General features: G+C 71.9%; 15 protein-coding genes and 1 pseudogene. 12 read left to right on the top strand and 4 right to left on the bottom strand.

Going from position 1 to position 19,991, the window contains the following annotated elements:
• Positions 1 to 102: 102 nt before the first annotated feature.
• Entirely contained in the window at positions 103 to 723 is a 621-nt protein-coding gene (locus ABVB68_RS32460) for a TetR/AcrR family transcriptional regulator (RefSeq protein WP_353604762.1), read from the bottom strand.
• An 89-nt stretch (positions 724 to 812) separates the two neighbouring features.
• The gene (locus ABVB68_RS32455) at positions 813 to 1,997 is read right to left on the bottom strand and encodes a Glu/Leu/Phe/Val dehydrogenase dimerization domain-containing protein (protein ID WP_353604761.1); all 1,185 of its coding nucleotides are present in this window, start codon (positions 1,995 to 1,997) and stop codon (positions 813 to 815) included.
• 311 nt (positions 1,998 to 2,308) lie between these two features.
• Here ABVB68_RS32455 and ABVB68_RS32450 point away from each other — a divergent pair, with 311 nt between their 5' ends.
• Positions 2,309 to 3,547 carry an MBL fold metallo-hydrolase gene (locus tag ABVB68_RS32450; RefSeq protein WP_353604760.1) on the top strand — a complete coding sequence of 413 codons (1,239 nt, stop codon included), beginning with the start codon at positions 2,309 to 2,311 and terminating at the stop codon, positions 3,545 to 3,547.
• A gap of 475 nt (positions 3,548 to 4,022) precedes the next feature.
• On the opposite strand, the gene ABVB68_RS37075 is transcribed toward ABVB68_RS32450, so the two are convergent.
• Positions 4,023 to 4,841, bottom strand: coding sequence for a DUF2690 domain-containing protein (locus tag ABVB68_RS37075; protein WP_503006423.1), 819 nt, complete (start codon positions 4,839 to 4,841; stop codon positions 4,023 to 4,025).
• A 532-nt stretch (positions 4,842 to 5,373) separates the two neighbouring features.
• On the opposite strand from ABVB68_RS37075, the gene ABVB68_RS32435 reads away from it, so the two are divergent.
• The gene (locus tag ABVB68_RS32435; protein WP_353604759.1) at positions 5,374 to 7,524 is read left to right on the top strand and encodes a pentapeptide repeat-containing protein; all 2,151 of its coding nucleotides are present in this window, start codon (positions 5,374 to 5,376) and stop codon (positions 7,522 to 7,524) included.
• 780 nt (positions 7,525 to 8,304) lie between these two features.
• On the opposite strand, the gene ABVB68_RS32430 is transcribed toward ABVB68_RS32435, so the two are convergent.
• Positions 8,305 to 9,093: a PASTA domain-containing protein gene (locus ABVB68_RS32430; RefSeq protein ID WP_353604758.1), complete on the bottom strand. Its 789-nt coding sequence runs from the start codon at positions 9,091 to 9,093 to the stop codon at positions 8,305 to 8,307.
• Between the two features lie 801 nt (positions 9,094 to 9,894).
• Here ABVB68_RS32430 and ABVB68_RS32425 point away from each other — a divergent pair.
• The 10 genes and pseudogenes from ABVB68_RS32425 to ABVB68_RS32380 all read left to right on the top strand — a co-directional run.
• Positions 9,895 to 11,811: pseudogene (locus ABVB68_RS32425) on the top strand (sensor histidine kinase); the annotation flags it as partial.
• Positions 11,812 to 12,607: 796 nt separating this feature from the next.
• Positions 12,608 to 13,045 (top strand): roadblock/LC7 domain-containing protein, encoded by a 438-nt coding sequence (locus ABVB68_RS32420; protein ID WP_353604757.1) that lies wholly within the window; start codon positions 12,608 to 12,610, stop codon positions 13,043 to 13,045.
• 2 nt (positions 13,046 to 13,047) lie between these two features.
• Positions 13,048 to 13,419 carry a DUF742 domain-containing protein gene (locus ABVB68_RS32415; RefSeq protein WP_353604756.1) on the top strand — a complete coding sequence of 124 codons (372 nt, stop codon included), beginning with the start codon at positions 13,048 to 13,050 and terminating at the stop codon, positions 13,417 to 13,419.
• A complete protein-coding gene (locus ABVB68_RS32410) occupies positions 13,397 to 13,996 on the top strand; it encodes a GTP-binding protein (RefSeq protein WP_353604755.1) in 600 nt (199 codons plus the stop codon). The genes ABVB68_RS32415 and ABVB68_RS32410 overlap by 23 nt, the downstream gene beginning before the upstream one ends.
• A gap of 61 nt (positions 13,997 to 14,057) precedes the next feature.
• Entirely contained in the window at positions 14,058 to 14,633 is a 576-nt protein-coding gene (locus tag ABVB68_RS32405) for a GAF domain-containing protein (RefSeq protein WP_353604754.1), read from the top strand.
• Positions 14,634 to 14,864: 231 nt separating this feature from the next.
• Complete coding sequence (tdh, locus tag ABVB68_RS32400) at positions 14,865 to 15,893, top strand: L-threonine 3-dehydrogenase (RefSeq protein WP_353604753.1); 1,029 nt, start codon at positions 14,865 to 14,867, stop codon at positions 15,891 to 15,893.
• A gap of 50 nt (positions 15,894 to 15,943) precedes the next feature.
• On the top strand, positions 15,944 to 17,143 hold the full coding sequence (locus tag ABVB68_RS32395; protein WP_353604752.1) for a glycine C-acetyltransferase: 1,200 nt from the start codon (positions 15,944 to 15,946) through the stop codon (positions 17,141 to 17,143).
• A 31-nt stretch (positions 17,144 to 17,174) separates the two neighbouring features.
• On the top strand, positions 17,175 to 18,077 hold the full coding sequence (locus ABVB68_RS32390; RefSeq protein ID WP_353604751.1) for a LysR family transcriptional regulator: 903 nt from the start codon (positions 17,175 to 17,177) through the stop codon (positions 18,075 to 18,077).
• 129 nt (positions 18,078 to 18,206) lie between these two features.
• Positions 18,207 to 18,566 (top strand): MmcQ/YjbR family DNA-binding protein, encoded by a 360-nt coding sequence (locus ABVB68_RS32385; protein WP_353604750.1) that lies wholly within the window; start codon positions 18,207 to 18,209, stop codon positions 18,564 to 18,566.
• Positions 18,567 to 18,658: 92 nt separating this feature from the next.
• Complete coding sequence (locus tag ABVB68_RS32380; protein ID WP_353604749.1) at positions 18,659 to 19,957, top strand: MFS transporter; 1,299 nt, start codon at positions 18,659 to 18,661, stop codon at positions 19,955 to 19,957.
• The last annotated feature ends 34 nt before the right edge of the window (positions 19,958 to 19,991 follow it).

Raw genomic sequence — 19,991 nt, 5'->3', positions numbered from 1 at the left:
GCCGACGCGGTAGCGCGGCCGCATCCGGGGCCTCGCGGCGCGGCCGCGCCGTGCCCCGGCCCGACGGGCCGGGGGCGGTCGCCCCCGCCTCGTGCGCGGCGCTCACCGCTCGCGCTCGGTCAACGCCTCCCGGTCCAGGCCCAGTTCCCGGGCCAGGGCTTCGTCCACCCAGTCCTGGGCCCGGGCCCTCGGCACCGCCCCCGGGTACGACGTCAGCTGTACGGCCAGTCCGTCCAGCAGCGCGGTCAGCCGCAGCGCGGAACCCGCCGGGTCGGCGCACCCGAACTCGCCCGCCGCCACGCCCTCGGCGATGAGCTCGGTGAGCGCCGCCTTCCACTGCCTGTCCAGGTTCCGGGTGACCTCCCGCAGGGCGGGCTCGCGCAGGGACACGGCCCAGCCCTCGATCCACAGCCGCCAGCCCTTGGCCTGACCCGTGGGGGCGTACCAGCGCACCGCCGCCCGCAGCCGGCGCAGCGCGGACGTGCGGCGCCCCAGCAGCTTGCGCAGATGCGCGAGATCGTCCTGCGCCGCGTACGTGAACGCGGCGGCGACCAGCTTCTCCTTGGTCGAGAAGTGGTAGAGCACCAGCGCGTTGCTCACGCCGAGCACCGCGGCCACGTCGGCGATCCTGACCGCCGCCACGCCCCGCGCCTCGATCTGCTCGATGGCGGCCCGCAGCAACTCCTCCCGCCGCTCGGCCACGCTCAACCGCACTCTCGCCACGCGATCACCCTAGTCCGTGGCCAACGGCGGCGCCGCATCAGACGGTTCGCCGGGCGGAGCGGGCGGAGTGGGCGGAGCGAGCGGACACCTCACCGGTACCACCCGAAGCGTTCCGTGATCACCGGCAGCCGGTCGGCCACCAGGGCGTGCGCGGCCGCGCGCGGCGTCGTGCCGTCGGTTTCCGCGCGGTCGAGCATCAGGTCGATCAGGGCGCGCATGGAACGCCGGATGTGCGCGAACGCCTCGTCGGCGTCGGCCCCGATGTCGCCGAACAGGGTCCACCACCACCAGGCGTTCGTGGCGGAGTTGACCACCACGTCAGGCAGCACCGTCACACCGCGCGCGGCCAGCAGCGCCTCCGCCTCGGGCAGCACGGGCATGTTGGCGGCCTCCACGATCCAGCGGGCGCCGATCCGGCCCTGCGCGGCCGCGTCGATCGCGTACGACACGGCCGCCGGCACCAGCACCTCCGCCTCGGTGGACAGCCAGGCGTCGCCCGGCAGTTCGCGGTCCCCGGCGCGCAGCGCCCGCCGGTCGACGGTGCCGTAGGAGTCCCGTGCCGCCAGCAGCGCCTCGACGTCGAGGCCCGCCGGATTGGCGATCGTGCCCTTGACGTCGGCGACGGCCACCACGGTCAGCCCCGCGCGCGCCAGGAAGCGTGCGGTGGCCCCGCCCATCGTGCCCAGGCCCTGCACCACCACCCGGGTGCCCGGGTACGGCACCGACGCCCGGTCCAGGGCCGCGAGCACCGCCTCGGCGACTCCGCAGCCACCGGCCAGCTCGTCCAGGCCGATGCCGTCCACCTCGACGGCGAAGGCGTCCGCGAGCCGCGCGCGGGCCGCCGACTCGTCGTCCAGCAGCGGATACACCGCCTGGATGGAGGAGACCAGACCCGCCTCGGCCGCGGCGCGCTCCACCAGGTCCTGGCTCAGCCCCAGATCCTCGCCGGTGGTCCAGCAGCTCTCGACGTAGGGCCGCATGGCACGCAGATAGCGCACCAGCAGCCCGTACGCCTCCGGGGCCTGCGGGTCGCAGTCGATGCCGCCCTTGGCGCCGCCCAGCGGGATGTAGCGCCCCCCGGCGTCGTAGTGCAGGGCTTCCTTCATGGTCATGCCCCGGGCCAGCCCCGCGACCTCCTCCAGCGTGCAGCCGGGGCGCATCCGCAGCCCGCCGCTGGCCACGCCCCGCACGAGCCGGTCCACGACCAGGAAACCCCGGTGGCCGGTGACGTGGTCGGTCCAGACGAGCGACATCAGGGGGGCGGGGGCGGTCATGGGGCCTCCTCGGGGACGGTGATCAGGGTAGGGCCGGTCCGGGGGAGCCGGTCGGCTCGCGCGCGGGCCGAGTGGCCGCGCCCGGTGTCCGCCGGCCCGCCGTCGCGGGGAGGCCACGGTGCGCATCGCCGCGTCACCGCATCGCCGCATTACTGAACAGCGAGTCAGTATGGGGAGCCGGTCCCCGCCTGTCAACGTGCTGGGTGGCCCTTCGGCGGCGGGCGCGGAAGCCGAGGTGGACCCGGTGGTCCCGTGGGTGTCGGAGGCGCCGCCCATAATGGGGTACCTCAGCCACTCCATCTGGAGGTACCGTGACCGGTCCGCGTCCCACGAGCTCCGGCCTCCGCGCGCTGCGGCCCGCGGCCTTCGGCGCGGACCCGGGCGGTGAGCGCATGGCGCGCATCCGCCGCTCCCCGCACTTCGAGGACGGTGTCTTCCAGAACCCCGGCGGAACCGCGCGCACCCGGCCCTCCGGTTCCACGCTGGACCTGGCGAAGATGTTCCTCGACAAGGAGACCAGGCCCCTGCGCGCCCCGAAGGGCACCGTCCCGGTGCATCCCACGACCTTCGCCGACCTGGCCGAGCCGCCCGCCACGGGACTGCGGCTGACCTGGATGGGGCACTCCAGCGTGCTCGCGGAGATCGACGGTCACCGGGTCCTGTTCGACCCCGTGTGGGGCGAGCGCTGCTCCCCGTTCCCCTTCGCCGGGCCCAAGCGGCTGCACCCGGTGCCGCTGCCGCTCGCCGCGCTCGGCGACGTCGACGTGGTCGTGATCTCGCACGACCACTACGACCACCTGGATCTGCCCAGCATCAAGGCGCTGGCCGGCACCGACACCGTGTTCGCCGTGCCGCTCGGTGTGGGTGCCCACCTCGAGCACTGGGGCGTGTCCCCGGACCGGCTGCGCGAGCTGGACTGGCACGAGACCGCCAAGGTCGGCGGACTCACCCTCACGGCGACTCCCGCCCGCCACTTCTGCGGCCGCGGACTGCGCAACACGCAGCACACCCTCTGGGCGTCCTGGGCCGTCGCCGGCGACGAGCACCGGATCTACCACAGCGGCGACACCGGCTACTTCGAGGGCTTCAAGGACATCGGAGCCGCGCACGGCCCGTTCGACGCCACGATGATCCAGATCGGGGCGTACAGCGAGTTCTGGCCCAAGAACCACACGGATCATAGACCGTTGCCTGGTGCGTGGCCGGACATTCACATGTCGCCGGCGCAGGGGGTCCAGGCGCACCTCGACCTGCAAGGGGGCGGGCCGCACGGTGTGTTGCTGCCGATCCACTGGGGGACGTTCAACCTGGCCTTCCATGCGTGGGCGGAGCCGGGGGAGTGGACCAGGGACGCGGCTGAGGAGGTCGGGCAGGCTGTTGCTTCTCCCCGGCCTGGGGAGCCTTTCGAGCCGGCCGGGCATGTTCCCACGGACCCGTGGTGGCGGTCCGTGTCCGGCCCGATCGCTCACCCGTGGCGCCGGCCGCGGCCGGTGGTGTCGGCCGCCGCTGAGGAGCGGAGCGAGGATCTCGACTTCGCCGGTGACGTGTGACACCGGGCGCGCATGAGATCGGCCCGCTCATAGGGCGTTGAGCCGGTGTTCCGATCCTGAGCACGGTCGCGTGATCCGTGCGTTGGACGGGAGGCCTCGCAAGGAACCGTCTGTGCGTTGGACGGGCCGCCTCGCAAGAAACCGTCCGTGCGTTGGACGGGGGGCCTCGCAAGGAACCGTCCGTGCGTTGGACGGGGGGCCTCGCAAGGAACCGTCCGTGCGTTGGACGCGGGGCCGCCTCGCAAGGAACCCTCGGATGCCCCTCGACAGATCAGGACCCTGCCGACGTTGGATGGCGCGGTGCGGTTTTCGGTCCGAACGCACGTCGTGAGCCGTGGGGACGACGATCAGTGGCCGGCCGACCGGTGACCTGACCGCAGCCCGTACCGAGGGAAACGGGCCTCCTCCCGAAGAAGGCGCCGCCCCGCCCCGTTTACGCCGTATCGGCCGGCCCCCCTTTTCTGATGGCAGTCGGTCAGTGCCACGGTGTGCAGTACCAATCCCCGTCCGTCACTCCCTTGATGCAGGCCCGATAGGGCTTGTTCGTCGGGACCATCGGGGTGTAGGTAGGGCGGCTGAGGTCGGCCCACGTCGAGTAGGTCTTCATTGTTGTGCCCCTGCCACCCTGAATCCGGTAATCCCAGGACGAGTTGGCTTTCCCCATGTATGCCCATGCGGCCCCGCATCGAGCGGAGACGCGCAGGAGGACGTCAGGGCCTCCTCCTCCGGGCTCCTTCCGGTCGATTGTGCGGCCGTCGTTGCATCCTTGCTGTGCGGGGTACTTGCCGGTACAGGAAGTGGTCTTGCAGGCAGACGGCTTGACCGTTGCAGGAGAAACCCCCGCGGTCAGCAGCATGGTTGCCGCGAAAGCGGCAGTGCCGGCCAGGATCACCCTGAATCGCCTTGATTTCTTGGAGGCCAACGGACCGCTCCTGTCAGTAGTGCACCTGTGACTCCGATTCATGATCACGTGAAGTTCGGGCACGTCGCAATCGCCCTGAGAGGTGAATCCTCGGAGAGGCGCGGAAACGCTACTCGTTGCTCTTCCGGGGGCCTCAACACCCACGGCCAGAAGCATGCAATCACGATCACGAACCGTGACGCCTACGTCAAAGCCAACCCAGAACAAGAAGCTGCCCTCGAACCGAATACCACCCACGTCGTGGTCGACGGAAGCAGCCGGCTCGCCGCAGCCCGCGAAGCCGGACTCACCACCATCAAGGTCATGGTCGGCGACGACCAGGGAGCCACCTCCGAGGAACTCCTCGAGTCCGCCCTCGTCGCCGACATCCACCGGCAAGACCTCAACGAGATGGATGAAGCCCGCGCCCTGCAAGACACGGTAGCCGCCCGCCTGATGGTGCGTGTGTGCCGCAGGCCATGGGGGGATGGCTCCGACAAAAGCGCCCTGCCGACCGTGCGGCCGGCAGGGCAGGCATGTAGGTTCCGATTTGACGTGCCGTCTGACGTGTTGCCGACCAGCGGCCTTGGGTATCTGTCCGGACGGTTTGTCGGCGGATTGGTCCCAGGTGATCTGTCGGAGTCTTCGGACGGACCCGCGCCGGAAGACCGAGACCGAAGATCACCGGGGCCGCTGATATCGAGCGCTTTCTCAGGTAGCGGGAAAGACAACAGGCATGTGAGGCAAGTACGTTCGGGACGGGCACTGGCCGTTGACGAGCACGGCCGGCACCCTTCAGGGCGCCCCTGCTGGTGTTAGTCCGGCGGCGGACGACCCTCGTCACGGCCGTTGCCCGAACCGGAACCGGTCGACAGTACGTCCTTGTCCGTGCCTGCTCGACACACACCGGTGGAGCCGCTGCACCATGAGCACACCCTCACCGCCCACATGGCCCCACTGTGGGCAGGGAGCGGACCCGGCCACCGACCCGGTCGGCTGCCGCGGCATTCGCGTGCCCAGCCACACCGCGTGCCTGGCCCACCTCACCGACACCGGCCGCACCGCCTACCTGGCCGGCCTGGCCCCCGGCGCCGCCATCGACCACCGCGCCACCACCTTCAGCCAAACCCTGCTGGAAAGCCTCCTCAACGCCCTCACCGACCCCACCACCAGCAAACCTCACCTCGGCGCCGCCCAATTCGACGAGGCACAGTTCTCCGGTGACGCCTCGTTCGGCGGAGCGCAGTTCTCCGACACCGCCTGGTTCCGCGGGGCGCAGTTCTCCGGTGACGTCTGGTTCGGCGAGGCGCAGTTCTCCGGCGCCGCCCGGTTCGGCGGGGCGCAGTTCTCCGGTGACGCCCGGTTCAGCAGGGCGCAGTTCTCCAGCGCCGCCCGGTTCCGCGGGGCGCGGTTCTCCGGCGCCGCCCGGTTCCGCGGGGCGCAGTTCTCCAGCGCCGCCTGGTTCCGCGAGGCGCAGTTCTCCGACACCGCCTCGTTCGGCGGTGCGCAGTTCTCCAGCGCCGCCTGGTTCGGCGGGGCGGAGTTCTCCGGCGCCGCCTGGTTCGGCGGGGCGCAGTTCTCCGGTGACGCCCGGTTCGGCGGGGCGCGGTTCTCCGGTGACGCCCGGTTCAACGGGGCGCGGTTCTCCGGCGACGTCCGGTTCAGCAAGGCGCGGTTCTCCGGCGCCGCCTGGTTCCGCGGGGCGCAGTTCTCCGGTGACGCCTGGTTCGGCGAGGCGGATTTCTCCGGCACCGCCTCGTTCGGCGGGGCGCAGTTCTCCGGGGCCGCCGAGTTCGGCGGGGTGCAGTTCTCCGGGGCCGCCGAGTTCGGCGGGGTGCAGTTCTCTGGCGCCGCCCGGTTCAGCAGGGCGCAGTTCTCCGGCGCCGCCGAGTTCGGCGGGGCGCAGTTCTCCGGCGCCGCCGAGTTCGGCGGGGCGCGGTTCGAGGGCGTGTCGGTGTTGGGGCCGTTGGTGTGCGCGGAGTGGGTGGCGTTGTCCGGGGCGGTGTTTGCGCTGCCGGTGACGCTGGAGATAGCCGCGCGGGGGGTGGTGTGTGAGCGGACGCGGTGGGAATCGACGGCGATCCTGAGCGTGCGGTACGCGGCCGTGGACCTCAGTGATGCGGTCCTGACCGCCCCCGTCGCGGTCCACACCCGCCCCACCCCTTTTGTCCACAACGGCACGGCCGTGAGTGAGGACCTTCTGGCCAACCCAGGCCTGCAATCGAGCGTATCGGAGCGCGTGCGGGTTGAGTCGGTGCGGGGCGTGGATGCCGCGCACCTGGTGCTGACCGATACCGACCTGACCGACTGCCTGTTCTTCGGGGCCTTCCACCTCGACCAGATCAGCCTGGAGGGCCGCACCACCTTCGCCGACGCCCCCACCGGCTGGCACCGCCGCGGCATGCTGCCCGTCCACTTCACCAGTCGGCGTGTCCTCGCTGAGGAACACCACTGGCGCGCCCATACCGCCGGCTCCAGGCCCCCTGCGTGGCGTCCTGGACCGCATCACCCTGACCCTGCCCGCACCCCCGACCCGGAAGACGTCGCCGCCCTCTACCGGCAGCTGCGCAAAGCGTTTGAGGACGGCAAGAACGAACCCGGCGCAGCCGACTTCTACTACGGCGAATGCGAGATGCGCCGCCACGACACCACCGGCACCAGGAAAGGCGAGCGGCGCCTGCTGTGGGGGTACTGGCTGCTGTCTGGCTACGGTCTGCACGCCGCCCGCGCCTTCAGCTGGCTCCTTGCCGCCATGAGCGTGACCGTGCTGCTCCTTGTGGGCGTCGGCCTGCCCACGCACGACCCCGACCCTGCCACCACCGGAACCCTGAACGGCAGCAAGATCAGCCTCAACACCAGCACCCCCGACCCGGCTCTGCGCGGCGGATGGCCGCAGCGAATGACCTGGGTGCGCGCGGAGAAGGCCACCCGCGTCGCCGTCAACTCGGTCGTCTTCCGCTCCAGCGGCCAGAACCTCACCATCGCCGGCACCTACATCGAGATGGCCTCCCGTCTTCTCGAACCAACCCTCCTCGCCCTCGGCGCCCTCGCTATCCGCGGACGCATCAAACGCTGACCGTGGCTCCGGCGGCGCAGATACGGCCTGAGGGGCATCCCCAGCCAATCGAGAGTGCCGGAGACGGTTCGGCCGAACCGTCTCCCACTACGTGCCTTACTTGCCTGCACCACTGACCATGCCCCTGAGCTGTACAAAGTCCCTTCCCCTCCTGGACAGTCGTCGCGGCTGCTCCGGGTCAGGCAAGGCGCGACCGCGGAAGGCGACTGATGGCGACGAAGGAAGCGGGGACGAGTAGGCCCGCGGCGACTGCTCAGCCCCGGGTGGCGCGAAGCCCCCCGTCGCCCTGCAGAGACGGGGGGCTTCGCACTACCGGCGACTTGGCCGGGCGATGGATTCGGACGCAGCGGAGCACGATGAAGGCGGCGGTGGCCGCGACCATCTCCTGGACGCCGGGTGTCGTGTGGAGGACGTACCAGGTGACGCCGGCGAGGATGGTGTCGGCCGGGTTGGGGCGTCTCCAGGCGATGGAGATGAGTCGTCAGTTCTGTGTCTCCATGGGATTGTCCTTTGCTTGTCGGGATGATGAGTCATGAGGACGCCTGGGGATCGCCCCGGCACGGGCGGTTCCCTTACTCATCTCACCACCGCCACCGACAGCACCCGGTCCCGTCGGGGCACGAGTCCTGAGGTTTCCACGTCGATCAGCGCCCAGTCGTAGGCGTAGTCACTTGCGGTGGCTGTATCCAAGCCGGCAGAGACGAGACTCATCGCGTGGGTTGCCCGATCAACTCGATGACGTACGTGGCGTGGTGTGCCCTGCCGCAGCCCGACTGACGGTCAGGGACAGGTCTCCTCGAACTTGACCGCCTTGAGAGTGACCGGCTGCCCGTTGAGCGAAGTGCCCGCGGCCGGCTCCTGCGCGCACACCTTCCAGTTCGATTCGACCAGTACCCAGCGGTCGTCCGGCAGGGCGTCTTCCACCGTGAGGGAGACACCGGAGTCCAGGGCGGAACGCGCGGCCTTGACCGAATCGCCGGCGAAGTTCGGCATCTTGCCGTCTTCAGCGGTCGGCGGCTTCTCGTCCTTCGCCGGGCAGTGCTCCCCGAGCTTCACCGCTCCGAAGTCGAGGTCGGTGTCGGTCGGCTTGAAGGCGCCGGCCTCCACGTTCTGACTGCACACCTTCCAGTTCCGGTCGAACACCTGCATACGTTCCCGGCCCAGTGCGTCGTGGGAAGTGAGCCCGCGGAAACCGGCCTCCTGCGCTTTGTCCTGGGCTGACTGCAGGCCCATGCCGACGAAGTCGGGGACGGTCGCCTTCTTGGGCGCGTCGGCGGTCGGCTTGTCGTCGCCGGCCGTCTTGGCGGCCTCGCTTTGTGAGGTGTCGGCAGCGGCGGTCTTTGTCACAGTGACGGTGGGCTGCGGCTCGCCCTTGCTGCTGACGCTCGTTGTGTCCTTTTCGGTGTTGCCGGCGGACCCGACGCCGGCCCCGACGAAGAAGATGAGAAGCGCGGCCGGAATCGCGATGCGCTTCCGCGCCCACTTCGGCTTGCCGCCGGGCTGCACCGGCGGCCCGGGCGGGGGCCCGCCGAACTGAGGCTGGGCAGGCGGTGGCTGGTTGTACGACATGCGTCCCCCATGAATCTGTTGGTGCCAGGTGACCGTAAGGGGTGTGAAGTGCCGACGGGGTGGCTCCGGGAGCCGAGTGACGGAATCGTGATGAAAAGGTGAACATTCAACCGTCCTCCCGTAACGACGGCCATGCCGTTCCCGGAGACCGTCGCGGCATCGACTCGGTCGGCTGCCGCTTTGCCGGCGTGCCCTTGTGCCTTGCTTTGTGCCGCTGCCGACGCGGGTCCGCGTCTTCCTACGAGGGGCGGGCGGCCGGCGAAACGTTCGTACGGCGAGGGCGCGGGCGAGTGCCGAAACGTTCGTTCCGTGAGGGCGCGGGTGGCCGGCGAGGCGTTCGTTTCGCGGGGACGTCCCTCGGGCCAAGGCTGACACTCTGCGTGACATTGCTGCGGTCGGTGCCGGGGTCCGGCAGGGGCGTGCGCAGCGCGGTGTGCGGAGACCACCGTCGGAGAACGGTCCGACGGTGGAGGGCCGCGGATCGGGGATCGCCGTATGCCGCACCAAGGCGGTGACCGTTTTTGACCAGGTCTTATCGATCGCTTTCGGGATGGCCGGGAAACCTCAACCCGGTTATCGGTCTGTCGTACGAGGCGTCATACCAGAGCGGGACGCTCCTCGTAGGAGTTTGGCAACTGCCCACCGCACATGATGTGCGGGCAACTACTGTGAGTGTCCGTCGGACGTCGCAAGGCCGGGCATCCCGGTCCCGTCGACCGACATCGCGAGGGCGCGTGCCCGCATCGGCGCATGCCCGCTCCGCGCGAGAAACAGGCCCGACGGACCAGTACGAGGACGCAGATGTCTCATCTCCGAGCACCGGCCACCCGCGCCGACCGTCGCGAGGGCGGCCGGCACGGGCGACCGGTCGCCCGACCCGCTCCCGCACTGCCCGAAACACACATACGGCCTCAGCTCATGCGGCTCGCGGTGCTGCCTCCTGTCGCGGTCGCGCTCAGCGCCACCGCCGCCGTGCTCTTCAGCGTCCGCTCCGTGGGCGCGCACACCGGCCCCACCCTGTGGGCCGTCCTCGCCGGAGCGGTCACCGTGGCGGTCGCGGGCATCCTGATCGCCGCCGTGGCCGCCGACCGTGCGGCCCGCTCGGTCACCGACCGGGTCGCGGCGCTGCGCCGCACGGCCGCGCGCGGGGAAGCCGACCTGCACACGCTGGTCGACGCGTTGCGCCAGGGCGAACCCCCGCCCCCGCGCACCACGCGCCGTCGGCCCCCCGAGGAGGCCGACGACTTCGAACTGCTCGCCGCCGACCTGGCCCGCGCGCACGACGGCGCCGTCACCGCCGTCGTGCGGGCGGCCCAGCTGTCCAGCCAGACGAGCAGCGAGCAGAAGCTGGAGGTCTTCGTCAACCTCGCGCGCCGGCTCCAGTCCCTCGTCCACCGGGAGATCTCGATCCTCGACGACCTGGAGAACGAGATCGAGGACCCGGACCTGCTCAAGGGCCTGTTCCACGTGGACCACCTGGCCACCCGGATCCGGCGGCACGCCGAGAACCTGGCCGTGCTCGGCGGCGCCGTCTCCCGCCGCCAGTGGAGCAACCCGGTGCACATGACCGAGGTGCTGCGCTCCGCCATCGCCGAGGTCGAGCAGTACTCCCGGGTCAAACTGGTGCCGCCGATCGACGGCGAACTGCGCGGGCACGCCGTGGCCGACGTCATCCACCTCCTCGCCGAACTCGTCGAGAACGCCACGGTGTTCTCGGCGCCGCAGACCCAGGTGCTGCTCCGCGCCAACCTCGTCACCTCCGGCCTCGCCGTGGAGGTCGAGGACCGCGGACTCGGCATGCCCGTCGGCGAACAGCACCGGATGAACGCGCTGCTCGCCGATCCCGACCAGGTCAACGTCGCCAGCCTGCTGGAGGACGGCCGTATCGGTCTCTACGTCGTCTCCCAGCTCGCCCGCCGCCACGGCATCACCGTGGGCCTGCAGACCAACATCTACGGCGGTGTGCAGGCCGTACTCGTCGTGCCCGAGGCGCTCCTGGGAACGGCCGTCCCCCAGGCACTGCCGGGAACGGCGACCGGAATGTCCGGGGCCCCGGCGTACGCCGCACAGCGGGGGAATGCGGCGGACGCCGGTGCGATGCAGCGGTTGCGGCGGGTCCCGGCACCCGTGTCGCCGGGCGGGCGGAGTCCGCAGGAGCAGCGGCCGGCCGGAGTGCCCGCCCAGGCCGGCCCCGGCACCGGATTCCCGGCCGGTACGGCGACCGCGCCCCCACCGGCGGTCGCACCCGGGGCCGAGTCAGCGGCCGTCGCCGGAATGGGCGTCGGAATCGGCATCGGGGCCGGGCCGGGTGCCGTGGTCGCGCAAGCTGACGGACTGGGTGCCGCAGCCGGATCCGAGCCGGGAGCCGGACCCCGGGCCACATCCGGATCCGAGCAGGGACCCGACTCCCAGGTGGCGACCGGGGCCGGCACCGGGCCGGGTGCCGGTACCGCCCCGGGCACCGGGCGGCGACGGCATGCCCAGCGCGGGTCCGGGCGGCGGAACAGCGAGACCGGCGACGGCACGCGGAACGGAGCTCTCGCTCCGCTCCCGGTGCGGGGTGCCCAGGGCGCGCGGCCGACCCCGGCCGAGGCCGTGCCCGGCATCAGCGCCGAGGACCGGCCGGTGGTGGAGGCGCACGCGGGCATCCTGCCCGGACCACGTGTCGGCAGCGTGCGCGGCACCATGGACAAGCCCCAACTGCCGCGCCGCCGCGCCCAGGAGCACATCGTGCCCCAGTTGCGCGGTGGTCCCGCCCCCCGCCAGGACAGCGACACCGTCGCGGGCCACGATCCGGGTCTGGTGGCCGCCTTCCAGCGCGGCATCGGGCTCGCCGAGGCCCAGCAGCACCTGGAGTCGGCAGGTGCGGAGTCGCTGGGCGGTGCGGCACCGGGCAGGGAGCCGGCGTACGAGGAACAGGCCTACGGAGAGCGGGCGTACGGGGAACCGGCGTACTCGGAACCGGCCTTCGGGAAGGCCGCCTTCGGAGAGCCGGCCTTCGGAGAGACGGCCTTCGGAGAGACGGCCGGCGGGGAGCCGACGGGCACGCAGGCGGCGTACGGGCAAGCGGCATACCAAGAGGCGCAGCACACGGGGCCCGTCCACACGGACGCTGTCCACATGGGCTCCGCCCACATCCGTACGGACGCCGCCCACACGGGGTCCGTCCACACGGGGTCCGCCCACGCCGAGGCAGCCCACATGGGCCCTGCACACATGGGCTTCGCCGACCCCGATCCCGAGGCCGTCCACACGGACTCCCCCCACACCGACGCCGTCCACACGCGCTCCGCCCACACGGACTCCGCACACATGGCCTCGAATCACATGGCCTCAGCCCCCATACCCCAGGCGCGCGACCACGCGCCCGTGTCCGACGGCACTCGTGGCGATGGCCTGAGCGACGGGAACGCCCCGGCCGGCTGACCGCACCCGCCCGCACGGGACCCCGCCCCCCGTATGCCCCCCCATTCAGCGCCCCCCAGATTTTCGTACCCCAAGGAGTCGATCCACCATGGCGAGCGATGCGCCGACCGCCCCCCACGCATCCGACCTCGACTGGCTGCTGAGCGGCCTCGTGCAGCGCGTACCGCACACCAGCAGCGCGGTGCTCCTGTCCTCCGACGGACTGGTGAAGTCCGTGCACGGTCTGGACCCCGACAGCGCCGACCACATGGCGGCCCTGGCCTCCGGCCTGTACTCGCTCGGCCGCAGCGCGGGCGTCCGGTTCGGCGACGGCGGAGAGGTCCGCCAGGTCGTCGTCGAACTGGACTCCACTCTGCTGTTCGTCACCACGGCCGGCTCCGGCACCTGCCTGGCGGTGCTGGCCGGCCGCGAGGCGGACGCCGCCGTCCTCGGCTACGAGATGGCGATGCTGGTCAAGAGCGTCCGGCCCTACCTGATGACCGCCCCACGGCAGCATGCCGTCGACTCCACCGCGACGAGGCATTGAGGGTGGCCGCAGCCGGCGACGGGCCCTGGCTGGACGACGCGGCCGGACGGCTGGTGCGCCCGTTCACGGTCAGCAACGGCCGGACCCAACCGAGCATCGCCCTCGACCTGATGTCGCAGGTGCGGGCCACCGGGGTGACCCCGCTCGGCTACCTCGGACCCGAGCACGCGCAGGCACTCGACCTGTGCCGCCTGCCCGTCTCGGTCGCCGAGGTCGCCGCTCAGCTGAAACTGCCCGCAGTGGTCACCAAGGTGCTGCTCTCGGACTTGGTCGACTGCGACGCGCTGACCACCAAGCCGCCCGCGTTCCACCACACACCCACTGACCGGTCTCTGCTGGAGGCAGTGCTCGATGGACTACGACGACAGCTCTGACCCGTTCCCCACCGCCCTCAAGATCCTGGTGGCGGGCGGGTTCGGAGTCGGCAAGACGACCTTCGTGGGGGCGGTCAGCGAGATCGCGCCGCTCAGCACGGAGGAGCTGCTCACCACGGTCAGCGTCGCCACGGACAACCTCGACGGCATCGAGAACAAGATGGAGACCACGGTCGCCATGGACTTCGGCCGGATCACCCTCGATCCGGAGCACGTGCTGTACCTGTTCGGCACCCCGGGGCAGGAGCGGTTCTGGTTCATGTGGGACGAGCTGTCCGCGGGCGCGCTCGGCGCGGTGATCCTCGCCGACACCCGCCGGCTGCAGGACTGCTTCGCCGCCGTCGACTTCTTCGAGGAACGCGGACTCGCCTTCATCATCGCCGTCAACGAGTTCGACGGCTCCTACCGCTACGACCCCGAGGAGGTGCGGTCCGCCATCGACCTCGACCCGCAGATCCCGATCGTCCCCTGCGACGCCCGCATCTCCAGCTCCGGTGTCCAGACCCTGCTCACCCTCGTCCGCCACCTCCTCGCCCACACCCCGGAGCCCGCGCCCAGCCGTGGCGCCCACATGTGACTCCGCCCTACCGCTCACGGAGCCCCTATATGAGGTACGCCCACTGCGACGGAGCCCGGCCATGAGCTACGAGCCGCCCCGACCGGTCCGGGGTCTGCTGCTCACCCCCGAGGACAAAGAGGCTCCCGCCCGGGTCCACCGGCTGCGCCGACTCGGCCTGGCGGACCGGCCCGATCCCGCGCTCGACGCCTTCGCCGAGCATCTGGCCCAGCTCACCGGCGCGCCGTACGCCATGGTCAACTTCATCGGCGAGGACCGGCAGTTCTTCGCGGGACTGCGCGCCCCGGCCGTCGCGCCGGTCGTCCGGGAGGACGGCAGCAGAGCCGAACTCGGCCGGGTCCTGCCGCGCGACCACGGGTTCTGTCCCCATGTGGTGGTCCGCCGCAAGGCGCTGGTGCTGGAGGACGTCCGCGACTACCCGCGCTTCGCCGGCAACCCCGTCGTCGACGAGTACGCCATCCGGTCCTACCTCGGTGCCCCGCTCATCGACAGTTCCGGCATGGCGCTCGGCACCGTGTGCGCCGCCGACACAGCGCCCCGTGTCTGGGGCCGGGCGGGCCTGGAGACCATCAAGGCACTCGCCGCCGACCTCGTCGTACGCCTGGAACGCAGTGCGGAGGACGGCCTTCCCCTCTGAATCGAAGGACATCCCTCCGGCCGAAAGGCCACTCCTCCGGCACGACGGGCATCGTCCGGACGGGTGGGACGGGACGGGGCATGAAGGAAAGCTGAGGCGCCGGTTAAGAAAAGCTCGATGGACCACGGGCCGCGCATACGGCAGATTGCAGGGTGATTCCACCCCTCTGACCTGGTGCGGGCCGCTTCGGCATGCCCGCGGGCCGGGACCTCACCCACAGGAGCCGTACCGTTGAAGGCGCTGGTCAAGGAGAAGGCGGAGCCCGGGCTCTGGCTGACGGACGTCCCGGAGCCCGCGATCGGTCCCGGTGACGTACTCATCAAGGTCATGCGAACCGGTATCTGCGGCACCGACCTGCACATCCGGGCCTGGGACGGCTGGGCGCAGCAGGCGATCGGCACGCCGCTCGTGATCGGGCACGAGTTCGTCGGGCAGGTCGTCGAGGTCGGACGCGACGTGGCCGACATCCGCATCGGCGACCGGGTCAGCGGCGAGGGCCACCTGGTGTGCGGCAAGTGCCGCAACTGCCTGGCCGGCCGCCGCCACCTGTGCCGGGCCACCGTCGGCCTCGGCGTCGGCCGCGACGGAGCCTTCGCCGAGTACGTGGCGCTGCCCGCGTCCAACGTGTGGGTGCACCGCGTCCCCGTCGACCTCGACATCGCCGCGATCTTCGACCCGTTCGGCAACGCCGTGCACACCGCGCTGTCGTTCCCGCTCGTCGGCGAGGACGTCCTGATCACCGGCGCCGGACCGATCGGCCTGATGGCCGCCGCGGTGGCCCGGCACGCGGGCGCCCGCAACGTCGTCATCACCGACATCAGCGAGGAGCGCCTGGAACTGGCCCGCAAGATAGGAGCGAGCCTCGCCCTGAACGTCGCCGAGTCCACCATCGCCGACGGGCAGCGGGAGCTGGGGCTGCGCGAGGGCTTCGACATCGGCCTGGAGATGTCCGGCCGCCCCGAGGCCATGCGGGACATGATCGCGAACATGACGCACGGCGGCCGCATCGCGATGCTCGGCCTGCCGGCGCAGGAGTTCCCGGTCGACTGGGCCCGGATCGTCACCTCGATGATCACCGTCAAGGGCATCTACGGCCGGGAGATGTTCGAGACCTGGTACGCGATGTCGGTGCTGCTGGAGGGCGGCCTGGACCTCGCCCCGGTGATCACCGGCCGGTACGGCTACCGCGACTTCGAGGCGGCCTTCGCCGACGCGGCGAGCGGCAAGGGCGGCAAGGTCATCCTGGACTGGACCGCCTAGCTCGCGCGACGCGCAACCCCCTCACCCCGTCAGAACCTTCAGGAGCCCCCATGTTCGAAACCGTCCGCGACGACCTGCGCGCCACCCTGGACGAGATCCGCGCAGCCGGCCTGCACAAGCCCGAGCGGGTCATCGGCAGCCCGCAGTCCGCGACCGTGAACGTCACCGCGGGCGGCCGCCCCGGCGAGGTTCTCAACTTCTGCGCCAACAACTACCTCGGCCTGGCCGACCACCCCGAGGTGGTCGCCGCCGCGCACGAGGCCCTGGACCGCTGGGGCTACGGCATGGCCTCCGTCCGCTTCATCTGCGGCACCCAGGAGGTGCACAAGGAGCTGGAGGCGCGGCTGTCCGCCTTCCTCGGCCAGGAGGACACGATCCTCTACTCCTCCTGCTTCGACGCCAACGGCGGTGTCTTCGAGACCCTCCTCGGCGAGGAGGACGCGGTGATCTCCGACGCCCTCAACCACGCCTCCATCATCGACGGCATCCGCCTGTGCAAGGCCCGCCGCTTCCGCTACGCCAACCGTGACCTCGAGGACCTGGAGGCCAGGCTCAAGGAGGCGACCGAGGGCGGCGCGCGGCGCAAGCTGATCGTCACCGACGGCGTCTTCTCCATGGACGGCTACGTGGCCCCGCTCGACGAGATCTGCGACCTCGCCGACCGCTACGACGCCATGGTCATGGTCGACGACTCGCACGCCGTCGGCTTCGTGGGCCCCGGCGGCCGCGGCACCCCCGAGCTGCACGGCGTCATGGACCGCGTCGACATCATCACCGGCACCCTCGGCAAGGCCCTCGGCGGCGCCTCCGGCGGCTACGTCGCCGCCCGCGCCGAGATCGTCGCCCTGCTGCGCCAGCGCTCCCGCCCGTACCTGTTCTCCAACACGCTCGCCCCGGTGATCGCCGCGGCCTCCCTGAAGGTTCTGGACCTGCTGGAGTCCGCGGACGACCTGCGGGTGAGGCTCACCGAGAACACCGCGCTGTTCCGCCGCCGGATGACCGAGGAGGGCTTCGACGTCCTGCCCGGCGACCACGCCATCGCGCCCGTGATGATCGGCGACGCGGCGCAGGCGGCCCGGATGGCCGAACTGCTGCTGGAGCGCGGGGTCTACGTGATCGGCTTCTCCTACCCGGTCGTCCCGCAGGGGCAGGCCCGCATCCGCGTCCAGCTGTCCGCCGCGCACTCCACGGACGACGTGAACCGCGCGGTCGACGCGTTCGTCGCGGCCCGTACCGAGCTGGCGGCCTGACCGGGGCGGACACCCTGGGATAATCGGGGGCATGATCGAGGCACGGCGGCTCCACATCCTCCGTGCGGTGGCCGACCACCGCACGGTCACCGCGGCGGCCGCCGCGCTCTATCTGACCCCCTCGGCCGTCTCCCAGCAGCTGACGGCCCTGGAGCAGGAGACCGGCCACCGCCTGGTCGAGCGCGGCGCCAAGGGCGTACGGCTCACCCCGGCCGGCGAGATCCTGCTCAGCCACACCAACGCGGTCCTCGCCCAGCTGGAGCGGGCCGAGGCCGAGCTGGCCGCCTACGGCTCGGGCGAGGCGGGCACGGTCACCGTGGCCGCCTTCGCGACCGGCATCGCCCAGGTCGTCGCCCCGGCCGTGGCCCGCCTCGCGGTCCGGGCGCCCGGCATACGCATCCGCGTCCAGGACGCCGAGGGCGACGCGAGCCTGCCGATGGTCCTGGTCCGGCAGGTCGACGTGGCGGTCGCCGTCGAGTACCGGGGCGCCCCGTCCGCGGACGACCCCCGGCTCACCCACGTGCCGCTGTACGCCGAACCCTTCGACGCCGTCGTGCCGCTCGGGCACCGCCTCGCGGACGCCGCGGAGGTGCCCCTCGCCGAACTGGCCAAGGACTCGTGGATCGGCCCGTACCCGGGCAACCCCTGCCACGACGTGGTGGTCCTGGCCTGCGAGAGTGCCGGCTTCGAGCCGCGCATGGAACACTCCTCGGACGACTTCCGGGCCGTCGTCGCGCTCGCCGCGGCCGACGCGGGCGTGGCACTCGTGCCGCGTTCCGCCCTGCGCGGCATGGATCTCGCCGGTGTGGTCGTGCGCCCGGTCGACGGCGTGGCCCCGACCCGCCGGGTGTTCGCCGCCGTACGCCGGGGAGCCGAGGCGCACCCGCTGATCCTGCCGGTGCTCGAGGCACTGGGCGAGGCGGCACAGGCCTGAGTCCGCGTGCCCCGGCGCTCCCGCCGGCGGCCGGCGACCTGCGGCGAACCGCGTCCGATCGTCCGGCACTTCGGGCGGTCTGCCGCCCGGCCGGGGTGGCTGTCGGTGGCAGGAGCTACGGTGCGTGGCATGCCGGATGCCGAAGACGTACGCCGTATCGCTCTGTCCCTGCCGGAGACCACGGAGAAGGTCGCCTGGAGCATGCCCACGTTCCGGGTGGCCGGGAAGATGTTCGCGACCCTGCCCGAGCAGGAGACCTCGATCGCCGTGCGCTGCCCCAAGGAGGAGCGCGACGAACTGGTGCTGGCCGAGCCCGGCAAGTTCTGGATCGCCGGTCACGAGGCCCAGTTCGCCTGGGTCAGGGCGCGACTCGCCGCGCTGGAGGACGCGGCCGAGCTGCGGGACATCCTCACCGACTCCTGGCGCCAGGCGGCCCCGCCCCGACTGCTCGACGCGCACCCCGAGTTGGGGATGCCGCCCGCGGACTGAAAATGCCGCGTGGACGCGGTCCGGGCGTGGCATGATCCCGCGGCGGAAGCGGTGCGGGGACGCCGCCGGCACGGGGAGGGGAGTACCCGGAGATGAGCGGAACGGACGCACGCCGCGACGTCGCCGCACGGGGCACACGCGGAGCCGAGGCGGCCGTCCCGGCCGTCTGGTCGCGGGACTTCGCGCTGTTCTTCGTGGCCCGGGCCGTCGCCCGGCTCGGCGACACCATGCTGCCCGTGGCCCTCGCCGCCGGCCTGCTGGAGCACGGGTACGGCGCGGGCGCGGTCGGCCTCGCCATGGCCTCGACGGCCGCCGCGTTCGCCGGACTCGTCGTCTTCGGCGGGGTCATCGCGGACCGGTTCAGCACCCGCAGGCTGATGATCGGCGCCGACCTCGTCCGGCTCGGCACCCAGTCCCTCGCCGCGGGCCTCTTCTTCACCGGGCACGTGGTGCTGTGGCAGTTGTGCGCGATCGGCGTCGCCAACGGCGTGGCGGGCGCCGTCTTCCAGCCGGGCGTCGCCAGTACGGTGCCCCGTCTGGCCACCGACATCCAGGGCGCGAACGGCGCGATCCGCATCGCCGAGTCCGCCGCCCAGCTCGCCGGCCCCGCTGTCGCCGGTGTCCTGGTCGGCCTCGCCTCGCCCGGCGGCGTGTTCGCCGGGCACGCCGCCACCTACGCGATCAGCGCCCTGTGCCTGCTGCTGCTCCGGCTGCCTCCCCTGCCGGCGGGTGCCCTCGCCGCCACCGGCCGGGGCATGCGCGCCTTCCGCGGCGACCTCGTCCAGGGCTGGCGCGAGTTCCGTTCGCGCACCTGGCTGTGGGGCGTGATCGCCGTGTGGTGCCTGTACATGGTCGCCGTATGGGGGCCGACCGTGCCGCTGGTGGCCACCGAGATCGTCCGGCATCACGGAGCGGGCGCCTACGGCCTGGTCAACTCGGCCCTCGGCGCGGGCACCGTCGTCGGCGGCCTGCTCGCCCTCCGGCTGCGCCCGCGCCGCATGCTCCGGGCGGGCGCGCTCTCCCTGTTCGCCTTCTTCGGCTTCCCGGCGGCCGTCGGCGCGGGCCTCGGCGTGCCGGCCATGGCGGCGGGAGCGGCCGTGGCCGGTGCCGGGCTGTCGTTCTGGGGCGTGATGTGGGCGACCAGCGTGCAGACCCAGGTCCCGGCCGACGTCCTCAACCGCATCCACGCCTACGACGTCGCGGGCTCCCTCGCGATGATGCCGGTGGGCCAGGCCCTCGCGGGCCCGGCGGCCGGCGTACTGGGCGCCGGCCACGTCCTGCTGGTGTCCGCCGCGACGAGTCTGGCGGTGGCCGCGGCCCTGCTCGCGGTGCCGGCGGTACGCGGCCTGGTCCGGGCCGACGCGAGTGCCCCCGCCGTACGGGCGCCCTAGGTCCGGTCTGACAATTCGCGTCGCGTCGCCCGAA

Origin of the sequence: Streptomyces sp. NPDC096012, from assembly GCF_040426375.1 — a bacterium.
GTDB lineage: Bacteria > Actinomycetota > Actinomycetes > Streptomycetales > Streptomycetaceae > Streptomyces.
Note: the sequence above shows the minus strand (reverse complement) of the source record. Positions and strands in the feature narration are given on the sequence as shown.

Excerpts from the sequence above, each read along its gene's own strand:
- ABVB68_RS32405 (WP_353604754.1), top strand. The coding sequence starts at position 14,058 with ATGAGCTACGAGCCGCCCCGACCGGTCCGGGGTCTGCTGCTCACCCCC.
- ABVB68_RS32420 (WP_353604757.1), top strand. The coding sequence starts at position 12,608 with ATGGCGAGCGATGCGCCGACCGCCCCCCACGCATCCGACCTCGACTGG.
- ABVB68_RS32435 (WP_353604759.1), top strand. The coding sequence starts at position 5,374 with ATGAGCACACCCTCACCGCCCACATGGCCCCACTGTGGGCAGGGAGCG.
- ABVB68_RS32410 (WP_353604755.1), top strand. The coding sequence starts at position 13,397 with ATGGACTACGACGACAGCTCTGACCCGTTCCCCACCGCCCTCAAGATC.
- ABVB68_RS32395 (WP_353604752.1), top strand. The coding sequence starts at position 15,944 with ATGTTCGAAACCGTCCGCGACGACCTGCGCGCCACCCTGGACGAGATC.
- ABVB68_RS32455 (WP_353604761.1), bottom strand. The coding sequence starts at position 1,997 with ATGACCGCCCCCGCCCCCCTGATGTCGCTCGTCTGGACCGACCACGTC.
- ABVB68_RS32430 (WP_353604758.1), bottom strand. The coding sequence starts at position 9,093 with ATGTCGTACAACCAGCCACCGCCTGCCCAGCCTCAGTTCGGCGGGCCC.
- ABVB68_RS32390 (WP_353604751.1), top strand. The coding sequence starts at position 17,175 with ATGATCGAGGCACGGCGGCTCCACATCCTCCGTGCGGTGGCCGACCAC.
- ABVB68_RS32385 (WP_353604750.1), top strand. The coding sequence starts at position 18,207 with ATGCCGGATGCCGAAGACGTACGCCGTATCGCTCTGTCCCTGCCGGAG.
- ABVB68_RS32380 (WP_353604749.1), top strand. The coding sequence starts at position 18,659 with ATGAGCGGAACGGACGCACGCCGCGACGTCGCCGCACGGGGCACACGC.